The sequence below is a fragment of the Streptomyces sp. NPDC001663 genome (genome assembly GCF_042893105.1).
Classification (GTDB): domain Bacteria; phylum Actinomycetota; class Actinomycetes; order Streptomycetales; family Streptomycetaceae; genus Streptomyces.
The window spans coordinates 707,624-726,852 of sequence record NZ_JBIAUR010000001.1 but is presented as its reverse complement, the minus strand read 5'-3'; the positions used below and the strand labels follow the sequence as shown (position 1 = coordinate 726,852).

The window sequence follows — 19,229 nt, the reverse complement described above, 5'->3', positions numbered from 1 at the left end:
CGCCCGCCGCACGCACGAACCCCCGGGTTCCGGAGCCTGTGGCGTCCGGAACCCGGGGGTGCTTGGGGTGGCGGGCCGTCAGGCCGTGACCGTCTCCGGCTGTGACGCCTCCTGCGCGGTGCGCTCGCCCAGGTGCTCCGTCGGGACCTTGTGGGTCTCGCGGGCCGAGAAGGCGGCGATCACCGGCGGGACGCACAGGGCCGCGGTGAACAGGGCCACCGAGGACCAGTCGGTGCCGTCCGGGCCCGCGATCTGCGCGGCGAAGGTGACCGCGAAGCCCGCCACGGCGAAGCCGATCTGCGTGCCGATCGCCATGCCGGACAGCCGGACGCGGGTGGAGAACATCTCGCCGTAGAAGGAGGGCCACACGCCGTTCGCGGCGCTGTAGACGACACCGAAGGTGACGATGCCCAGGAACAGGATCAGCGGGTAGTTGCCGGTGGAGATGGCCCAGAGGTACAGGAACATCATGATCGCGCTGCCGACGGCGCCGATCAGGAACACGGGCCGGCGGCCGATCCGGTCCGAGAGCGAGGCCCACAGCGGGATCGCGCCGAGCGCCACCAGGTTGGCGAGCGCGCCCACCCAGAGCATCGAGGAGCGGGACATGCCGACCGAGTCGCTGGTGGCGTAGGCGAGGGCCCAGACCGTGAAGATCGTGGAGACCGAGGCGATCAGCGCGCCCCCGATCACCCGCAGTACGTCCACCCAGTGCTCGCGCAGGAGTATGGCGAGCGGCAGCTTCGGCACGCCCTCGGTGGCCGCCTGCTTCGCGAAGGCCGGCGTCTCCTCCAGCTTGCGGCGGATGACGTAGCCGACGACGGCGACCGCGACGCTCGCCCAGAACGGGACCCGCCAGCCCCACGACAGCAGCTGGTCCTCGGGCAGCGCGGCGACCGGGATGAAGACCAGGGTGGCGATGAGCTGGCCGCCCTGGGTGCCGCTGAGCGTGAAGCTGGTGAAGAAGCCGCGCCGGTTCGGTGGCGCGTGTTCCAGGGTCATCGAATTGGCGCTGGCCTGCTCACCGGCCGCCGAGATGCCCTGCAGGACACGGCAGGCGACCAGCAGGACCGGGGCGAGGGTGCCGACCTGGTGGCGGGTGGGCAGACAGCCGATCAGGAAGGTCGACAGACCCATCAGGATCAGCGTGAAGACCATGATCTTCTTACGGCCGACGCGGTCGCCGAAGTGGCCGAGGAAGAGCGCGCCGACCGGGCGGGCCGCGTAGGCGACACCGAACGTGGCCAGCGACAGCAGGGTCGCGGTGGCGGGGTCGGACTCGTCGAAGAAGACCTTCGGGAAGATCAGCGCGGCCGCGCTGCCGTAGATGAAGAAGTCGTAGTACTCCAGGGCGCTGCCGATCCAGGCGGCAGTTGCCGCCTTTTTCGGCTGCCCGGCGGCTTCGGCGGGGACGGACGACACGGCGTTGCTCCTTCGAGGGAACTCCAGCGTAGGTGGAGTGTACGGAGAGGGGAGGTGCCGGAACCCTGGGATGGCGGGACGGCCGTGCCGGGTGCTACCCGGCTAATTAACGCACTGGATAGTTAGTAGCGGTTGTCCAGGGATGTTGCGCTCACGTTTCCCGGGTGTCAAGAGGTGGCGCCGAAGGATCTTGCCGTCGGTCAGTCGTCGGTGCGGTCCGCCGTCAGGTACGCGATCACCATGTCGCCCAGCATGTTCCGGTAGTGCTCGCGCTGGGACGGGTCCACCAGGTCGCGGCCGAACAGGGCGCCGAAGGTGTGCCGGTTCGCGACCCGGAAGAAGCAGAAGGAGCTGATCATCGCGTGCAGGTCGACGGCGTCGACGTCGGCCGTGAACAGCCCGGACTCGCGTCCGGACTTCAGGATCCGGCGGATCACGTCCAGGGCCGGCGAACCCATCTTGCCGAGCTTCTCCGAGGCCACGATGTGCTCGGCCTCGTGGATGTTCTCGATGCTGACCAGGCGGATGAAGTCCGGGTGCTGCTCGTGGTGGTCGAAGGTGACCTCGGCCAGCCGCCGGATGGCCGCGACCGGGTCCAGGTGGTCGACGTCCAGCTCCTGCTCGGCCTCGCGGATCACGCCGTAGGCCCGCTCCAGGACGGCCGTGAACAGCTGCTCCTTGCCGCCGAAGTAGTAATAGATCATCCGCTTGGTGGTGCGGGTGCGGGCGGCGATCTCGTCCACCCGGGCCCCGGCGAAGCCTGCGCGGGCGAACTCGTGCGTCGCGACGTCGAGGATCTCGGCCTTGGTGCGGACGGCGTCACGAATGCGTCCGTTGGGGCGTGCCGGTTCGTCGACGCTGGTCATCGGGTTCCTTACGGCGTAGGGCCAGTGCCGCAGATTGTAGAAGCCGGCGCCCGGCGGGGTCTTCCCATGCTCCGCATCCGCCTGCTATGACTAACGTACTAGTTCGTACATTAGTGAGCCGCTCAGGAGGGCCCGTGGCCAAGGACTCGTATCTCGTCGGACTGATCGGTTCCGGCATCGGCCCGTCGCTCAGCCCGGCGCTGCACGAGCGGGAGGCGGACCGGCAGGGCCTGCGCTACCTGTACCGGCTCATCGACATCGACACGCTCGGCGTCCCGCCGGAGGCCGTGGGCGACCTGGTGCGGGCCGCGCGGGATCTCGGCTTTGACGGGCTGAACATCACGCACCCGTGCAAGCAGCTGGTCATCGAGCACCTGGACGCGCTCGCCCCGCAGGCCGAGGCGCTCGGCGCGGTCAACACCGTCGTCTTCGAGGACGGGTGTGCGGTCGGGCACAACACGGACGTCACCGGGTTCGCCGCGTCGTTCGCGCGCGGGCTGCCGGATGTGCCGTTGGAGCGGGTGGTGCAGCTGGGGGCGGGCGGTGCGGGGGCGGCCGTGGCGCATGCGACGCTCACGCTGGGCGCCGAGCGGGTCACCGTGGTCGACGCGCTGGCCGATCGGGCGGCGGACCTCGCGGGGGCGCTGAACCGGCACTTCGGCGTGGGCCGGGCGGCGGCCGCCACACCGGACCAGTTGCCGCAGCTGCTGTCCGCCGCCGACGGTGTCGTGCACGCGACCCCGACCGGCATGGCCGCCCACCCCGGCCTGCCCTTCCCCGCCGAGCTCCTGCACCCCGGTCTGTGGGTCGCCGAGGTCGTCTACCGCCCGCTGGAGACCGAGCTGCTGACCACTGCTCGCGCGCTGGGCTGCGCCACCCTCGACGGCGGCGGCATGGCTGTCTTCCAGGCGATGGACGCGTTCCGCCTGTTCACCGGGCGGGAACCCGACGCGGCGCGGATGCTCGCCGACATCGCCGAGTTGGCCGGTGCCGTGGGGGCCCAGAAGTAGTCCCGGGCGTCTCGGAGGAAGAGGTACCGACATGCGTACGTCCATTGCCACCGTCTCCCTGAGCGGATCCCTCACCGAGAAGCTCACCGCCGCCTCCCGGGCCGGGTTCGACGGGGTCGAGATCTTCGAGAACGATCTGCTCGCGAGTCCCCTCACTCCCGAGGAGATCCGCGCCCGCTGCGCCGACCTCGGACTCACCATCGATCTCTACCAGCCGATGCGGGACATCGAGGCCGTGCCGGAGGAGGAGTTCGCGCGCAACCTGCGTCGCGCCAGGCACAAGTTCGAGCTCATGCGGCGGCTCGGGACCGACACGGTTCTCGTCTGTTCCAGCGTCTCGCCGCTCGCGGTCGACGACGACGCTCTCGCCGCCGAGCAGCTGAGCCGGCTGGCCGACCTGGCGCAGGAGTTCGGGACCCGCGTCGCCTACGAGGCGCTCGCCTGGGGCCGGCACGTCAGTACGTACGACCACGCCTGGCACATCGTCGAGACCGCCGGCCACCCGGCGCTCGGCACCTGCCTGGACAGCTTCCATATCCTCTCCCGCGGGTCCGATCCCAAGGGCATCGAGGACATCCCCGGCGAGAAGATCTTCTTCCTCCAGCTCGCGGACGCCCCGCTGCTCGCGATGGACGTCCTGCAGTGGAGCCGGCACTACCGCTGCTTCCCGGGGCAGGGCGGGTTCGACGTCGCCGGGCTGGTGCAGCATGTGCTGCGCACGGGGTACGCCGGTCCGCTCTCCCTCGAGGTCTTCAACGACGTCTTCCGGCAGGCCGAGGCGGGTCCTACCGCCGTGGACGCCCATCGCTCCCTCCTGGTCCTCCAGGAACAGGTCGGCCTGGCCGATCTGCCCGCCCCCGTCGTCCCCACGGGCGTCGCCTTCGCCGAGCTGGTCACGCCTGACGCCGAGCCGGTGTCGACGGTCCTGGCCGCGCTGGGGTTCGCCCGCACCGCGCGGCACCGCAGCAAGCCGGTGGATCTGTGGCAGCAGGGCGAGGCGCGCGTCCTGGTCAACACCGGGCCGGCCGCCCGCCGTGACGGCACCGGGCTCGCCGCGATCGGTCTGGAGTCCCCGGACCCGGCCGGCGCCGCCCGCCGTGCCGAGGCCCTGCTCGCGCCGGTGCTGCCGCGCCGTCGCGCGCCGGAGGACGCACCGCTGGACGCGGTGGCCGCCCCCGACGGCACGGAACTGTTCTTCTGCGCCACGGAGCGGCCCGAACTGCCCGACTGGCGCGACGACTTCGAGGACACCGGGCACGGGGTGAAGGGGGCGGGCGTGACCCGGATCGACCACCTCGCCCTCGTCCAGCCCTGGCACCACTTCGACGAGGCCACCCTCTTCCACCGCAGCGTGCTCGGCCTGAGCGCGCAGGAGAGCGTGGACGTCGCCGACCCGTACGGCCTGCTGCGCAGCCGTGCGGTGACCAACGCCGACGGCGACGTCCGTATCGCCCTGTCCGTCGGCGCGGCGCCCGCCGACGACACGGTCCACGCCCAGCACCTCGCCCTGGCCACGGAGGACGTGGTGGCTGCGGCCCAGCGCTTCCGGGCGGCGGGCGGGCTGCTGCTGGCGATGCCCGCGAACTACTACGACGACCTGGCCGCCCGGTTCGAGTTCGCCGAGGGGGAGCTGGAGACGTATCGGGAGCTCGGGATTCTCTACGACAGGGATGCGTACGGGGAGTTCCGGCACTGCTACACGCGGACCGTCGGCCGCGTCTTCTTCGAACTCGTCCAGCGGGACGGGGAGTACCGGGGTTACGGCGCCCAGAACGCACCCGTCCGCCTGGCGGCCCAGCACGCCGTGCGGCGGCTCACTGGCGGCTGACGGTTCTGGTCACGCCGGTCACGACCGTCGTGGCCAGGATCCAGCCGGTGATGATCAGGGCGTAGGCGAGGTACTGATAGCAGCCGTCCGGCGCGAACGCCTCCTCCTGGCCGAAGGAGATCACCGGGAGCAGCAGGTCGAGGGTGTAGAAGACCGGGTTGAAGTGCGGGGCCTCCGACGCCTTGAGCGCGTGGGGGTGGTGCACGGCGTACGTGATCGAGCCGATCGCGAGCAGGGACAGCAGCCAGACGGCCGCCCGCAGCGGGCGGAAGCCGTAGCCGACGGTGGCGTCCTGGACGTAGCCCCACAGGCGGCCGTACCAGGCGCGGGTGGAGCGGAGGCGGCGCTGCTTGGCGAGCTGGACCATGCGGGCGGCGTGGTCGTCGCCGATACGGCGGTAGGCCGCGGTCAGCTGCTCGTAGGCGTGGGGTTCGTACGCGACGTCCCGGTCGAGCATGGGCAGGCGGCGCTCGGCGGACTGGTGCGGGGTGAGAGTGGTGTAGGTCAGGTCGCTGAGCAGGACCTTGGCCGGCACCGTCTCCGGGTCCAGGTACAGGACTTCGATGTGCGCGCGGCGCAGATTGAGGATGCCCTCGATGCCGCCATGGAGCAGCCACAGTTCCCCGAGCGTGCAACTGCTCACGCGCAACGCCGTGGCGTCGGGATTCGACAGCTGCGCCCGGGTCAGGTCGAAGCGGCCGGGCACGCGGGAGCCCCGGAAGTCGACACGACCGCGGACCCGCACGAATCTCATCCGCATGTCGGAGCCCGTGTCGAAGTTCAGGGCGCTGATGGCGGTGGCCCCGGGATGGTGGAACTCCGCGCCCTCCAGGTTCACCGCTCCGGTGACGGCTGCCCCGTCGAGCCGCACCTGGCCGTGGGTCCGCATATCCGGCGCCCACAAGTCGTCGCCGATCTCGGCATGGTTGAGCTGCAGCACCGGCTCCTCGTCGTCGTCCGCCGAGAAGTGCGCCCGTTCCATGAACAGCGCCCCCGAGATCTGCGCCCCGCCGAGCCGCACCGGCCCCCGGATCCGGCAGCCCGTCAGCCGCAGCACACCCTCCAGGCGTACGGTGGCCGCGATGAGGCCCGGCAGTACCGAGTTGCTCAGGTTGAGCTGGCGGAACCGGGCGCCGTACAGCATCGGCACCTCGTCGAAGTGGCAGTGGCTCAGCCGCACGGCGTGCTCGCTCGTGCCGTACCGGAGATCGAACACGCCCGTGATCCGCGCCCCGTTCAGCTTGAGCGCGGCTATCTCCCCCTGCTCCTGGGGCCCGTTGAGCAGAAGGGCGCGCAACACGGTTGCCCGAACGGTCCGTTCGGGTCCCCAGTGCGCGCCCTCCGCCGTGTCCTCGTCGGCCTCCTCCTGGAAGTCGACCGCCGTCCCCGTCGCGAACGCCCGCCACACTCGCTGTTCGGCCGGCGTCAGATCGTTGATCTCCACACTGCGGGACTCTAATCCCACAGCTCCGCGTGCCGCCGGTGCCTGTCCGTCAGCCCGTTCACGAAGAACCGCTCGTAGTACTCCCGTTCCACGTGATGGGCCTGCAGCCAGATTCCCGGCACGTGGATCGCGTCCGTGTGCGCCGGGAAGCGGCGGTGGGTGCGGATGATGTACTCGCAGATGTCGCGGGCGCAGTCGATCACCCGCTCCTCGTACTCGCTGGCCTCCGCGAGATAGCGCTGCCCGTAGTCCTCCTTGTAGATACGGGTGAAGACATCCTTGTCGGTGTAGATCCCGCCGGTGCCGAACTTCGAGCGGATCACCGAATCCACAGCGTCCGCCATGGACTTGTGGGCCGGTGGACACGCGGCGGCGATGAGCGTCTCGCCCTCTTTGGACGTCAGCCCCACCGGGTGCGAGCGCAGGTTCGCGTACTTCGGCAGCGGGACGTGCCAGCGCCACAGGTCCGCCAGGCGCCAGCGCGGGGTGACGAAGGTGAAGCCGAGCATTCTGCCGTACGCCCGGGAGAACTTCGGGTCTCCCAGCGCGATTTGGGGGTTGATCGACGCGTGGATCCAGGCGCCGAGTCCCATCGCCTCCGCCGTCAGCATCAGGTTCTGGAGGAGCAGGTCGGCCTCGATCTGCGTGCGCATGGGGCCCAGGGCGCCGAGCGGGAGCTTCAGGTCGGCGTTCAGGAAACCGTTCTCGACCCACTTCTTCACCCCGGCCGGGCGGTAGAAGTTGCGGTCGTCCACGAGGGTCGGACGGGCCCCGTCCGGCTGCGTCAGCAGGTACATCAGCGCGTTGATGTACTGGTGGGAGAGGTCGACCACCGGGAGGAACACCGTCGTTCCGGCGAGGTTGGACAGGAAGCGGTTCGAGTCCAGGTACGCCGGGAAGTCCCGCCTGTTCTGCGGTACGTCGAGCCGGTGGTCCAGGACCTTCACCTTGGACTGTGCCGCCCGGGCCGCCAACGTCTCGGCGTCGAACGGCTCTTGAGGAGCGGGCGGCAGCTTGCGCAGGTAGTACGTGCCCGTGTCGTTGATCATGAAGAAGTGGGTGCCCTGCGCGTTGTCCGGGCTGCCCGCGGTCCGGCCGGCCATGGTCAGGTTGGGCTTGGCCATGATGGGTTTGCCGTCGCGCGGGTCCTCGAAGGGGCGGTCCGGCATGGTGAGGCCGGTGCAGCCGGTGATCGCGATCAGCACCGCCTCCTCCAGCTCCGACAGCGGCTGCTGGGTGTGCGTGGAGCGGTAGCTCATCGACCCGGCCGGCACCGAGGCCCCGCGGCTGACGCGGTGGGTGCGCCGGTGCCAGACCGTGTCCAGCAGGGGCCGGCCGAGGAGGTCGGCCAGCCCCGGGTGGCCGTCGACTGTCGTCATTCACGGCCCCGTTCGTGCTCGCCGTCCAGGTCGCCGTCGCTCGTCGGCCGCACCGTCCGCCACGGCGCGAACGCGCTCGCCCCACGCGGCAGCAGCGCCGTCAGCTCCGGGCAGTGCCGCTGGATCACGGAGTCCATGCCGCCCCGCTCCACCCAGTCGATACCGAGCGGGGTGTAGACCTCGGGCCGGTAGTCGACGTTGAGGAAGCGGTCGGACTGCAGGCGCCGGGTCGCCATCAGGATGAAGATGCGGAAGGCCGTGTCGCTGAAACCGAAGCCGGTCGGCGGGTTCTCCCCGAACAGGCCCACCACCGTGTCGATCTCGTCGACCGAGCGGTAGACGTCCTTCAGCCGGGCCAGCGTCTCGGCGTGCTCCGTGAGCTCCTCGAAGGAGCGGATGCGCGGCTTGTGCAGGCCCTCGCGGAAGTCGTTGTAGCGCGGGACGCCACGCCGACGGGTCCGTACGAGGTCCACCACCGACAGGTCGATGATCTCCCCGTCCCGCTCGAACTGCTGCAGCGCACGAGGGTAGTTGTGCAGCGTGATCGCACCCGGGTGGGCGATGCCGAACGAGTACAGGGTGTTCGCCAGGCCCGTCTTGCGGATCTGCGACTCGGCGGCGCCGCCCTGGATGTCCAGGAAGCCCACCGTCTCCAGACGCTGCCCGAAGTGGTGCTCGCGCAGCTCGAAGTCGTCCGGGACCAGCGGGTGCATGCGGTAGACGGTGACGAAGTCCTCCGTCAGCGAGTACGGCGCGGCGTGGTGGTCCGGCAGGGTCTTGGGGATGCCCGTCAGCGAGTGCGCCTCGAACAGCCACAGGCCCAGCTGGTTGAGCCAATTCTGCGGCGGGCCCTGCCAGTTGGTCTTCAGTCCGATGTCGATCGCCTGCGTCGCGAGGATCGCCGGCGTCCACTCCACCGTGTGGATCTTCGCGATCAGCGCGGAGACCACGAGCCGGGCCGTCTGGTAGATCCGCTCCTCGTTCATCGAGGGGTACTCGGCGCGCAGCGCGGCGCACACCGCGTTGTGCTCGCGGGCGAACAGGGTGTGCATGGCGCTCAGGCCCATCCACCAGCTCTCGTTGAAGCCGGTGAGCGGGATGTGGCCGTTGCTGCCGCCGGGCAAGTGGCCGTCCTCCAGGCGGAGTTCGGCACGGCCGTCGGCCTCGCGCAGGAAGCGGGCGGTCTGTTCGTCCTCGCCGTACACCTCGGAGCCGTCCCACCAGTGGGAGGCGTTGTTGGCGAACAGGATCGGCGGGCGGCCCGGCACCTCGATGCCCTCGTTCTCCGCGAACCGCATCACGTTCTCGCCCGGCCCGCCGGGCGTGTTGTGCCAGGGCCCGCTGCCGGGCGGCAGCGGCACCTCGACGCTGCGCTCGCCGGGCTTGTAGCGGCGGTGGTTGACCCAGTCGTGCACCTGGAACTGGATCCAGGCGGCGGCAAGGATGTTGAGGGAGGTCGCCGGCACGAAGCTCTCGCGGTACAGGAGTTGGCGGCTGACCGTGACCGGGTTCGGGGTGTCGAAGAGGTCGGGCCGGTAGTCCGGCTTCAGGTTGCGTCCGAAGGCCGCGCCGACCGCGCCCATCTTCGGGTCCGACAGATCGTTGTACGTCCCGTCGTACGACCGCTCGCCGCGCAGCCGCTCCGGGATCGGCGCCGGCACCCGCTGGGCCTTCGGCGGTGCCTCGCGCGGCTCGGTGTCGATCAGGTTGAGGCGGCGCAGCACCTTGCGCAGGAACACCAGGTTCAACAGGCTCAGCTGCAACGGCAGCCGGTGCCAGGGGACATACCGGTTCAGCAGCGCGAACGCCGCCTCCGTGGGGCGGCCGAGGATCCGGTTGCGCAAGGGCTCCTCGGTGACGAACTTCAACCCCAGCCGGTGCGCGCTCGCCGACTGATAGGCGGCCTTGCGAGCCCGGTTGATGTTGCCGAGCGGGCGGAACTCGTCCGTGGTGTACCAGGGGTTGAAGGCGAGGTCCTCGATGCGGCGGACGGTCGCGCGGGCCTCCGCGGTGTTCAGGTCCTGACTGGGAATGGTGAGCCGGGCCACGGCGATCGCGGGCGCGACGGCGTCCTTCCACTCCACCGAGGCGTCCTCGACCGGTGTGCGCTGCTCGTCCACGAACCGCTGCACGCACAGGTCGTAGCTGACGTCGTGCTGCGCCAGCCGGCGCGTGAACTCGCGGTGCAGCAGGTCGGGGTCGCGGCGGTCCGGCGCGGGCGCCGCCGGGCTGCCGGGTGCGGGCCGGAACAGGAACCGCACCGGTCCCGCCTCGCCCCACAGGATCGCCCCGCGGCTCCAGAAGGTCTCGCCGGCAAGGGAGTTGACGGTGTGCCGGGTGGCCGCGCGCACATTGCGGCGCATCCGGTTCGCGGTGCCGAGGCCCACGGCCAGCGGCAGCTTCACGAACAGCCCGAACGCCTTCTGCACCGGACTCCGTGCCCCCGCCATCGCCTTCGCGAAGGCCACGAACTCCCGCGCGTTGCGGGCGTGCGAGACGGGATAGCTCGTCGCCAGCAGGTCGTGGCTCTCCTCGTCCGACACCTGCACACGTACGGCCGCCCCGCGCAGGTCGGGCGAGCCGTCGCCCTGCCGGATGCCGCTCGCGTTGGACAGCCGTACCGTCGCCGGATACTCGGCGCCCGGCTGGGCGAACCCCATCCTGAGCGCCGCCGGCAGATCGTCGTGGAAGCGCAGCCGCGCATTGTCCACGGCCACCGGCGCCTTGGCATGGAAGGTCCGGGCGATCCCGCCGCCTCCCGCCCGCCGGTTCCTGACCTGCACCTTCATCAACTCGGCGGCCAGCTGCGCGAACACCAGCCGTTCCGCCTCGGGACTACCGCCTTCGTACCGCTCATACTGCGGTTCTTGCCGCCCGGTCTCGGCCATCGGTCGTTTCCTTACGTACGGATACGTACGGGACAGGGGCCTGCACGCTACCGGTGCCCCGGAGCGCTCGCAGCGATGGTTCGCGCCGATCTGCGCCACCTTGCGCCCCATGCGAACAATTGCATGCCGAGCGGCATTTGCGCACGTCAGCCGAGCGTGTGAGGGGGCCGTAACGTGCCGTGCCCGCACCGGGGGCGTCACCGCTTCCCAGCAACCCCATCCGCCGCCCCCGCCGTGGCCGGGGAACGACTCCTTCTCGGTTGACGGCTCAGGGCACCGGTGGTGTGCTCACCACCCGCAGACGACCGGGGGAGGTCCCACATGCGGGACACATACGTCAAAGGGCCCAGCTACACCGCGCTGCGCCCCTGCAAACCCGAGACCGATCCGAGCAGCTTCCCGGTCTACCCCGACCTGGTGGAGCGGCTCGTCGAGGACAAGCACCAGCCCGACGTGGACGGAGTCGTCCCGCACGTGCTCGCGACCTGCGCGGCCTACTCGTACGCCGGATTCGAGCAGCACAGCGACGTGCAGACCCTCTCCATGATCATGACCCGGCTCGGCCTGGAGGAGAACGACTGCCGGGCCTTCGAGCAGCGCGTGGACGCCATGTACATCGCCTCCGCCGCCTATCTCGTCCAGGACAAGGACCGCAGGGTCGCGATCCTCTGCTACCGCGGCACCCAGCCCGAGGACATCATCAGCATCCTGACCGACGCCGACGTACGCCCGGAGATGCTCGCCGTCGAACTGGAGGGCCGGAAGTACGAGGTCCACGCCGGCTTCTACCGCAACGTCCGGGCCACCCGGCATCTGGTCATCGAGGCCCTGGACCGCGCCGTGCGCGGCGAGTCCTTGGACCCCGGCAGGCAGGGCACCCGGGGCGGCGGCCTGGAGGCCCTCTACATCACCGGGCACAGCCTCGGCGCCGCCATGGCCGCGATCATGGCAATCACGCTCGTCCACGAGCCGCGCTACTGGCACATCGCCGAGAAGCTCAAGGGCGTCTACACCTTCGGCCAGCCCATGGTCGGCGGGCCCGACCTGGCCCGCGCCTGCGAGGAGATGCCCGGCCCGCACGACACGTACGTACTGCGCGACCGGCTGATCCGCTACATCTTCGACCGGGACGTCGTCCCCGCCCTGCCGCCCAGGCCGGTCGGCCCGTACGCCCAGTTCGGCCGCGAGTTCCACTACCGCAGGCGGCACGGGCCTGTCGACGCCGCGCTCACCTTCGCCGCCGAGTCGGCGATCGACGGCCTGACCCTGCCGAGCGACGTGCTGCGCACGGCCGTCGAACGGGACTGGGGAGGGCTGCTGGTACGCGTCACCGAAGGGGTGCGGCGGTCCGTACGCCCCCTGCTGCATGCCGGCGGGGAGGGCTGGACGGAGGTCACCGAACCGGGCCTGCACTACCCCCAGATGGACAGCCTGGCGGGTCTCGCCGTCGTGGCGCCGCTGGCGTTCTTCGCCACCCGTCTGGCTCTGACCCGCACGATCCCCTTCAAGTACTCCTTCGACGACCACGGCCCGGGCCACTACGTCAACGCGCTTGCCCCACCTGGGGTGTTGAGCGAGTTCGGAGACGTGCTGTAGCCCGGGCCAGGAGAGTTCGTCGGCTACGGCCGGCTGTTCCACTCGGCGATCACCGGGCGGTCGTGCTCGGTCGACAGACGGCTGACCGTGCCCGTCGCCAGCTGGAAGAGCCGTCCGTCCGCGGGCGGCAGACCCAGCCGACGGGCCGTCAGGACCCGTAGGAAATGGGCGTGCGCCACCAGGATCACGTCGCCGTCGGGCAGTGCCGCGGCCACCCGGGACAGCACGCGGTCGGCGCGCAGGCCGATCTGCTCGGGCGTCTCGCCGGGGTGTCCGTCCGGGCCGGGCGGTACGCCGTCGGTCCACAGGTCCCAGTCGGCGCGGGTGCGGTGGATCTCGACGGTGGTGATGCCCTCGTAGGCGCCGTAGTCCCACTCGTGCAGGTCGGGTTCGACGAACGTCCCGGTGATGCCCGCGAGTTCGGCGGTGCGTATGGCGCGGCCGAGCGGGCTGGTCAGGGCGAGTGCGTAGGTCCGCTGCGAGAGGAGTGGAGCGAGGGACTTGGCCTGCTCCTCACCGTGCTGGGTGAGGGGCAGGTCGGTCCAGCTGGTGTGCTGGCCCGACACGCTCCACTCCGTCTCGCCGTGGCGGACCAGGAGAAGGTCCCCCACGACGCGCCTACTTCGATTCGACGGCGTGCCCGCCGAACTGGTTGCGCAGGGCCGCGATCATCTTCATCTGCGGCGAGTCGTCCTGGCGGGAGGAGAACCGCGCGAAGAGGGAGGCGGTGATCGTGGGCAGCGGGACCGCGTTGTCGATGGCCGCCTCGACGGTCCAGCGGCCCTCACCCGAGTCCTGCGCGAAGCCCTTCAGCTTGTCCAGGTGCTCGTCCTCGTCCAGTGCGTTGACGGCCAGGTCCAGCAGCCAGGAGCGGATGACCGTGCCGTCCTGCCAGGAGCGGAAGACCTCGCGGACGCTGTCCACCGAGTCGATCTTCTCCAGCAGCTCCCAGCCCTCGGCGTAGGCCTGCATCATGGCGTACTCGATGCCGTTGTGGACCATCTTGGAGAAGTGCCCGGCGCCGACCTTGCCCGCGTGGACATAGCCGTACGGGCCCTCCGGCTTGAGCGCCTCGAAGATCGGCTGGAGCCGCTCGACGTGCTCCTTGTCGCCGCCGACCATCAGCGCGTAGCCGTTCTGCAGGCCCCACACACCGCCGGAGACACCGGCGTCGACGAAGCCGATGCCCTTGGCGCCCAGCTCCTCGGCGTGCTTCTCGTCGTCCGTCCAGCGGGAGTTGCCGCCGTCGACGACCGTGTCGCCGGGGGAGAGGAGGCCGCCGAGCTCGTCGACGACGGACTGGGTGGCGGCGCCGGCCGGGACCATCACCCAGACCACGCGCGGGGCTTCGAGTTTGTCGACCAGTTCGGCGAGGCTCGCCGCGTCGGAGAGGTCGGGGTTGCGGTCGTAGCCGATGACGGTGTGGCCGGCGCGGCGGAGCCGCTCGCGCATGTTGCCGCCCATCTTGCCGAGCCCGATGAGTCCGATCTGCATGGTCAGTTCACTTCCTTGAGCTCGCGGTACGCGGCCACGAGAGCGGTGGTGGAGGGGTCGAGGCCGGGGACTTCCGCGCCTTCGGTGAGTGCGGGTTCGACGCGCTTGGCGAGCACCTTGCCGAGCTCGACGCCCCACTGGTCGAAGGAGTCGATGTTCCACACGGCGCCCTGGACGAACACCTTGTGCTCGTAGAGAGCGATGAGCTGGCCGAGCACCGACGGGGTCAGCTCGCGCGCCAGGATCGTTGTCGTCGGGTGGTTGCCCAGGAAGGTGCGGTGCGGCACCTGTGCCTCGGGAACGCCCTCCGCGCGCACCTCCTCGGCGGTCTTGCCGAAGGCCAGCGCCTGGCCCTGCGCGAACAGGTTGGCCATCAACAGGTCGTGCTGGGTCTTGAGTTCGTCGCTCAGCTCGGCCGCCGGACGCGCGAACCCGATCAGGTCCGCGGGGATCAGCCGGGTGCCCTGGTGGATCAACTGGTAGTAGGCGTGCTGCCCGTTGGTGCCGGGCGTGCCCCACACCACCGGACCGGTCTCCCACCCGACCACATGGCCGTCGCGGTCCACGGACTTGCCGTTGGACTCCATGTCCAGCTGCTGCAGATACGCCGTGAACTTCGACAGGTAGTGGCTGTACGGCAGCACCGCATGGGACTCGGCGTGGAAGAAGTTGCCGTACCAGATGCCCAACAGGCCAAGGATCAGCGGGGCGTTGGCCTCCGCGGGTGCGGTCCTGAAGTGCTCGTCGACGATGCGGAAGCCGTCGAGCATCTCCCGGAAGCGGTCCGGGCCGATCGCGATCATCAGGGACAGACCGATCGCGGAGTCGTAGGAGTAGCGGCCGCCGACCCAGTCCCAGAACTCGAACATGTTGTCCGGGTCGATGCCGAACTCGGTGACCTTCCCGGCGTTCGTCGACAGCGCCACGAAGTGCTTGGCGACCGCCTTGTCCTTGCCGAGACCGCCCGGGCCGTGCAGCAGCCAGGTGCGGGCCGACGTGGCGTTGGTGATCGTCTCGATCGTGGTGAACGTCTTGGACGCGACGATGAACAGCGTCTCCGCCGGGTCCAGGTCCCGCACCGCCTCATGGAGGTCCGAGCCGTCGACGTTCGAGACGAAACGGAACGTCAACTCCCGTGCCGTGAAGGTGCGCAGGGCCTCGTACGCCATCGCCGGACCGAGATCCGAGCCGCCGATGCCGATGTTGACGACGTTCTTGATGCGCTTGCCGGTGTGGCCGGTCCAGGCGCCGGAGCGGACGCGCTCGGCGAAGTCGCTCATCTTGTCCAGCACGGCGTGGACCCCGGGCACGACGTTCTCGCCGTCGACCTCGATCACCGCGTCCCGGGGCGCCCGCAGCGCGGTGTGCAGCACGGCCCGGTCCTCGGTGACGTTGATCCGCTCGCCGCGGAACATGGCGTCGCGCAGCCCGAACACGTCGGTGGCGGCGGCCAGTTCCTGCAGCAGGGCGAGGGTCTCGTCGTCGATGAGGTGCTTGGAGTAGTCGATGCGCAGGTCACCGACGCGCACGACGTACCGCTCGGCGCGGGAGGGATCCGCCGCGAACAGCTCGCGCAGCCGCGGGCGTTGCAGCGCGTCCGCACGGTGGTCCTCCAGGGCGGTCCACTCGGGGCGCCGGGTGAGCCTGGGGGAGTCGGACGAAGAGTCAGACATGAGAGGCGGTCTCCTTGGTGGCCTCGCCCCGCAGGGCGACGGCGTACATCTCGTCCGCGTCGAGGCGGCGAAGCTCCTCGGCGATGAGTTCGGAGGTGGTGCGGACCTTGAGCGCGAGGGTGCGCGAGGGCTGGCCCGGCAGGGTCAGCGTGGCCAGCGGGCCCTCGGGACGGTCGATGACGATCTCGCCGTTCTGGGTGCCCAGGCGGACCGCGGTGACGACCGGGCCGGCGGTCACGACACGGTCGATCTTCACGTGCAGCCGCGCCTCCAGCCAGCGCGCCAGCAGCTCGGCGGCCGGGTTCTCGGCCTCGGCCTCCACGGCCCCGGAGACGATCCTCGTGCGGGCCTGGTCGAGGGCCGCGGCCAGCATCGAGCGCCACGGCGTCAGCCGGGTCCAGGCGAGGTCGGTGTCGCCGGGCGAGTAGGAGCGGGCCCGCTGCTCCAGCGCCGCGAGCGGGTTCTCGACCGCGTACAGGTCGGTGATCCTGCGCTGCGCGAGGGCGCCGAGCGGGTCCTTGGCGGGCACCTCCGGGGCGTCCACCGGCCACCACACGACGACCGGCGCGTCCGGCAGCAGCAGCGGCAGCACGACCGAGTCGGCGTGGTCGGAGACCTCGCCGTAGGTGCGCAGGATGACCGTCTCGCCGGTACCGGCGTCGGCACCCACCCGCACCTCGGCGTCCAGCTTGGACGCCATGCGGTCGCGCGGGGTGCGGGCGTGCCGCTTGATGACGACCAGGGTGCGCGAGGGGTGCTCGTGCGAGGCCTCCTCGGCCGCCTTGATCGCGTCGTAGGCGTTCTCCTCGTCCGTGACGATCACCATCGTCAGGACCATGCCCACGGCGGGCGTCCCGATGGCGCGGCGGCCCTGCACCAGCGCCTTGTTGATCTTGCTTGCCGTGGTGTCGGTCAGGTCGATCTTCATGGCCTGCGCCAGCTCCGTCCGTCTCGTGCGAGCATCTCGTCGGCTTCCTCGGGTCCCCAGCTGCCCGAGGGGTACTGCGCCGGCTTGCCGTGCCGCGCCCAGTACTCCTCGATCGGGTCGAGGATCTTCCAGGACTCTTCCACTTCCTGGTGACGGGGGAACAGGTTGGCGTCGCCGAGCAGCACATCCAGGATGAGCCGCTCGTACGCCTCCGGGCTGGACTCCGTGAACGACTCGCCGTAGGCGAAGTCCATGGACACGTCCCGGATCTCCATCGAGGTGCCCGGCACCTTGGAGCCGAACCGGACGGTCATGCCCTCGTCCGGCTGGACGCGGATGACGATCGCGTTCTGGCCGAGCTCCTCCGTGGCGCTGGAGTCGAAGGGGGAGTGCGGCGCCCGCTTGAAGACGACCGCGATCTCGGTGACCCGGCGGCCCAGGCGCTTGCCGGTGCGCAGGTAGAAGGGGATGCCCGCCCAGCGGCGGTTGTCCACCTCGAGCTTGATGGCCGCGTAGGTGTCGGTCTTCGAGTTCGGGTCGATGCCCTCTTCCTCGAGGTAGCCGGCGACCTTCGCACCGCCCTGCCAGCCCTCCGCGTACTGCGCCAGAACCGTGTGCTCGCCCAGGTTCTCCGGCAGCCGCACCGACTTCAGCACCTTGAGCTTCTCGGTGAGCAGCGACTCGGCGTCGAAGGCGATGGGCTCCTCCATGGCGGTGAGCGCCATCAGCTGGAGCAGGTGGTTCTGGATGACGTCACGGGCGGCGCCGATGCCGTCGTAGTAGCCGGCCCGGCCGCCGATGCCGATGTCCTCGGCCATGGTGATCTGGATGTGGTCGACGTACGACCGGTTCCAGATGGGCTCGTACATCTGGTTGGCGAAGCGGAGCGCCAGGATGTTCTGGACGGTCTCCTTGCCCAGGTAGTGGTCGATGCGGAACACCTGGTCCGGCTCGAACACGTCGTGCACGAGCGCGTTCAGCTCGCGGGCCGTCCCGAGGTCGCGCCCGAAGGGCTTCTCGATGACCGCGCGCCGCCAGGAACCCTCGGGCGCGTCCGCGAGACCGTGCTTCTTCAGCTGCTGGACGACCTTCGGGAAGAACTTCGGCGGTACGGAGAGGTAGAAGGCGTAGTTGCCGCTGGTACCGCGGGCCTTGTCCAGGTCGTCGACGGTCCGGCGCAGCTGGTCGAAGGCCGTGTCGTCGTCGAAGTCGCCGGGGATGAACCGCATGCCCTCGGCGAGCTGCTGCCAGACCTCCTCGCGGAACTCGGTGCGGGCGTGCTCACGGACGGAGTCGTGCACGACCTGCGCGAAGTCCTGGTCCTCCCAGTCCCGGCGGGCGAACCCGACGAGCGAGAAACCCGGCGGCAGCATGCCGCGGTTGGCGAGGTCGTAGACGGCCGGCATCAGCTTCTTGCGGGACAGGTCGCCGGTGACACCGAAGATGACGAGGCCGGACGGGCCCGCGATGCGGGGGAGACGGCGGTCGCGCTCGTCGCGCAGGGGGTTGGTCCAGTCGAGGGCCGACTCGACCGCGACTTGCTCGGTCATTCCGTCTCAACTCCCTTGCTGTCCAGGGACTTGGTGACGGCGTTCAGCAGGTCCTGCCAGGCCACCTCGAACTTGGCGACGCCCTCGTCCTCGAGCTGCTGCACGACCTCGTCGTAGGAGATCCCGAGCGTTTCCACGGCGGCGATGTCGGCGCGGGCCTGTGCGTATCCGCCGGTCACCGTGTCGCCGGTGATCACGCCGTGGTCGGCGGTGGCGTTGAGAGTGGCCTCCGGCATCGTGTTGACGGTGCCGGGAGCGACCAGCTCGTCGACGTACAGGGTGTCCTTGTACGCCGGGTCCTTCACGCCGGTCGAGGCCCACAGGGGGCGCTGCTTGTTGGCCTTGGCGCCGGCCAGGGCGGTCCAGCGCTCACCCGAGAAGACGTCCTCGTAGGCCTCGTAGGCGAGCCGGGCGTTCGCGAGGGCGGCCTTGCCCTTGAGCGCGAGGGCCGCGTCCGTGCCCAGCACCGTCAGGCGCTTGTCGATCTCGGAGTCGACGCGGGAGACGAAGAAGGAGGCCACGGAGTGGATCGTGGAGAGGTCCAGGCCCTTCTTGGCGGCCTTCTCCAGGCCCGCCAGATAGGCGTCCATGACCTCGCGGTAGCGCTCCAGCGAGAAGATCAGCGTGACGTTGACGCTGATGCCGAGGCCGATGACCTCGGTGATCGCCGGGAGGCCCGCCTTGGTCGCCGGGATCTTGATCATGACGTTCGGGCGGTCGACCAGCCAGGCGAGCTGCTTGGCCTCGGCGATCGTCGCCTTGGTGTTGTGGGCGAGACGGGGGTCGACCTCGATGGAGACCCGGCCGTCGCGGCCGTCGGTGGCGTCGTACACGGGCCGCAGGATGTCGGCGGCGGCACGGACGTCGGCGGTGGTCGTCATCCGCACGGCCTCGTCGACCGTGACGCCGCGGACGGCCAGGTCGGCGAGCTGCTCCTCGTAGCCCTCGCCGGAGCCGATGGCGGCCTGGAAGATGGACGGGTTGGTGGTCACGCCCACCACGTTGCTGTTCTCGACGAGCTCGGCGAGGTTGCCGGACTCGATCCGCCGGCGCGACAGGTCGTCCAGCCAGATGGAGACGCCTTCGTCGCTGAGGCGCTTCAGGGCTCCCGCAGTGGCGGTTGCTTCGGTCACTTTGATCATCTTCTTTCT

General features: G+C 70.1%; 14 protein-coding genes. 3 read left to right on the top strand and 11 right to left on the bottom strand.

From position 1 onward, the window contains the following. Window positions 1-78 precede the first annotated feature (78 nt). Together ACFY1L_RS03430 and ACFY1L_RS03425 are read right to left on the bottom strand one after the other, a co-directional pair. Window positions 79-1,422: an MFS transporter gene (locus ACFY1L_RS03430; RefSeq protein WP_388817443.1), complete on the bottom strand. Its 1,344-nt coding sequence runs from the start codon at window positions 1,420-1,422 to the stop codon at window positions 79-81. 200 nt (window positions 1,423-1,622) lie between these two features. Then, entirely contained in the window at window positions 1,623-2,288 is a 666-nt protein-coding gene (locus ACFY1L_RS03425; RefSeq protein ID WP_388817440.1) for a TetR family transcriptional regulator, read from the bottom strand. A 134-nt stretch (window positions 2,289-2,422) separates the two neighbouring features. Between ACFY1L_RS03425 and ACFY1L_RS03420 the strand changes: the two genes are divergently transcribed. After that, complete coding sequence (locus tag ACFY1L_RS03420; protein WP_388817438.1) at window positions 2,423-3,298, top strand: shikimate dehydrogenase; 876 nt, start codon at window positions 2,423-2,425, stop codon at window positions 3,296-3,298. Window positions 3,299-3,329: 31 nt separating this feature from the next. Beyond that, window positions 3,330-5,126, top strand: a complete 1,797-nt coding sequence (locus ACFY1L_RS03415; protein ID WP_388817435.1) for a bifunctional sugar phosphate isomerase/epimerase/4-hydroxyphenylpyruvate dioxygenase family protein — start codon at window positions 3,330-3,332, stop codon at window positions 5,124-5,126. Here ACFY1L_RS03415 and ACFY1L_RS03410 read toward each other — a convergent pair. From ACFY1L_RS03410 to ACFY1L_RS03400, 3 genes are read right to left on the bottom strand one after another with little or no spacing between them, the layout of a single operon-like run. Then, entirely contained in the window at window positions 5,113-6,570 is a 1,458-nt protein-coding gene (locus ACFY1L_RS03410) for a membrane-associated oxidoreductase (RefSeq protein WP_388817432.1), read from the bottom strand. The genes ACFY1L_RS03415 and ACFY1L_RS03410 overlap by 14 nt on opposite strands. Before the next feature lie 11 nt (window positions 6,571-6,581). Next, complete coding sequence (locus ACFY1L_RS03405) at window positions 6,582-7,949, bottom strand: hypothetical protein (protein WP_388817429.1); 1,368 nt, start codon at window positions 7,947-7,949, stop codon at window positions 6,582-6,584. After that, on the bottom strand, window positions 7,946-10,837 hold the full coding sequence (locus tag ACFY1L_RS03400; RefSeq protein ID WP_388817426.1) for a peroxidase family protein: 2,892 nt from the start codon (window positions 10,835-10,837) through the stop codon (window positions 7,946-7,948). Before ACFY1L_RS03400 ends, ACFY1L_RS03405 begins: the two co-directional genes overlap by 4 nt. Before the next feature lie 321 nt (window positions 10,838-11,158). Between ACFY1L_RS03400 and ACFY1L_RS03395 the strand changes: the two genes are divergently transcribed. Next, entirely contained in the window at window positions 11,159-12,433 is a 1,275-nt protein-coding gene (locus tag ACFY1L_RS03395) for a lipase family protein (protein ID WP_388817423.1), read from the top strand. A gap of 23 nt (window positions 12,434-12,456) precedes the next feature. Here ACFY1L_RS03395 and ACFY1L_RS03390 read toward each other — a convergent pair whose 3' ends face one another. Genes ACFY1L_RS03390 through tal form a run of 6 tightly spaced genes read right to left on the bottom strand, consistent with a single transcriptional unit; the run spans window position 12,457 to window position 19,220 of the window. Then, entirely contained in the window at window positions 12,457-13,044 is a 588-nt protein-coding gene (locus tag ACFY1L_RS03390; protein ID WP_388817420.1) for a histidine phosphatase family protein, read from the bottom strand. A gap of 7 nt (window positions 13,045-13,051) precedes the next feature. After that, window positions 13,052-13,927, bottom strand: a complete 876-nt coding sequence (gene gnd / locus ACFY1L_RS03385) for a phosphogluconate dehydrogenase (NAD(+)-dependent, decarboxylating) (RefSeq protein WP_388817417.1) — start codon at window positions 13,925-13,927, stop codon at window positions 13,052-13,054. Window positions 13,928-13,929: 2 nt separating this feature from the next. Continuing rightward, window positions 13,930-15,600 (bottom strand): glucose-6-phosphate isomerase, encoded by a 1,671-nt coding sequence (pgi, locus tag ACFY1L_RS03380; RefSeq protein WP_388817414.1) that lies wholly within the window; start codon window positions 15,598-15,600, stop codon window positions 13,930-13,932. Then, entirely contained in the window at window positions 15,593-16,528 is a 936-nt protein-coding gene (gene opcA / locus ACFY1L_RS03375; protein ID WP_388817411.1) for a glucose-6-phosphate dehydrogenase assembly protein OpcA, read from the bottom strand. The genes pgi and opcA overlap by 8 nt, the downstream gene beginning before the upstream one ends. Beyond that, window positions 16,525-18,078 (bottom strand): glucose-6-phosphate dehydrogenase, encoded by a 1,554-nt coding sequence (zwf, locus tag ACFY1L_RS03370; protein WP_388817409.1) that lies wholly within the window; start codon window positions 18,076-18,078, stop codon window positions 16,525-16,527. Before zwf ends, opcA begins: the two co-directional genes overlap by 4 nt. Continuing rightward, window positions 18,075-19,220 carry a transaldolase gene (gene tal / locus ACFY1L_RS03365; protein ID WP_388817406.1) on the bottom strand — a complete coding sequence of 382 codons (1,146 nt, stop codon included), beginning with the start codon at window positions 19,218-19,220 and terminating at the stop codon, window positions 18,075-18,077. The genes zwf and tal overlap by 4 nt, the downstream gene beginning before the upstream one ends. Between the last annotated feature and the right edge of the window lie 9 nt (window positions 19,221-19,229).

Bases quoted from the DNA above. Each gene is read 5' to 3' on its own strand.
- gnd (WP_388817417.1), bottom strand. From the start codon at position 13,927: ATGCAGATCGGACTCATCGGGCTCGGCAAGATGGGCGGCAACATGCGC.
- ACFY1L_RS03400 (WP_388817426.1), bottom strand. From the start codon at position 10,837: ATGGCCGAGACCGGGCGGCAAGAACCGCAGTATGAGCGGTACGAAGGC.
- zwf (WP_388817409.1), bottom strand. From the start codon at position 18,078: ATGACCGAGCAAGTCGCGGTCGAGTCGGCCCTCGACTGGACCAACCCC.
- ACFY1L_RS03415 (WP_388817435.1), top strand. From the start codon at position 3,330: ATGCGTACGTCCATTGCCACCGTCTCCCTGAGCGGATCCCTCACCGAG.
- tal (WP_388817406.1), bottom strand. From the start codon at position 19,220: ATGATCAAAGTGACCGAAGCAACCGCCACTGCGGGAGCCCTGAAGCGC.
- pgi (WP_388817414.1), bottom strand. From the start codon at position 15,600: ATGTCTGACTCTTCGTCCGACTCCCCCAGGCTCACCCGGCGCCCCGAG.
- opcA (WP_388817411.1), bottom strand. From the start codon at position 16,528: ATGAAGATCGACCTGACCGACACCACGGCAAGCAAGATCAACAAGGCG.
- ACFY1L_RS03425 (WP_388817440.1), bottom strand. From the start codon at position 2,288: ATGACCAGCGTCGACGAACCGGCACGCCCCAACGGACGCATTCGTGAC.
- ACFY1L_RS03405 (WP_388817429.1), bottom strand. From the start codon at position 7,949: ATGACGACAGTCGACGGCCACCCGGGGCTGGCCGACCTCCTCGGCCGG.
- ACFY1L_RS03395 (WP_388817423.1), top strand. From the start codon at position 11,159: ATGCGGGACACATACGTCAAAGGGCCCAGCTACACCGCGCTGCGCCCC.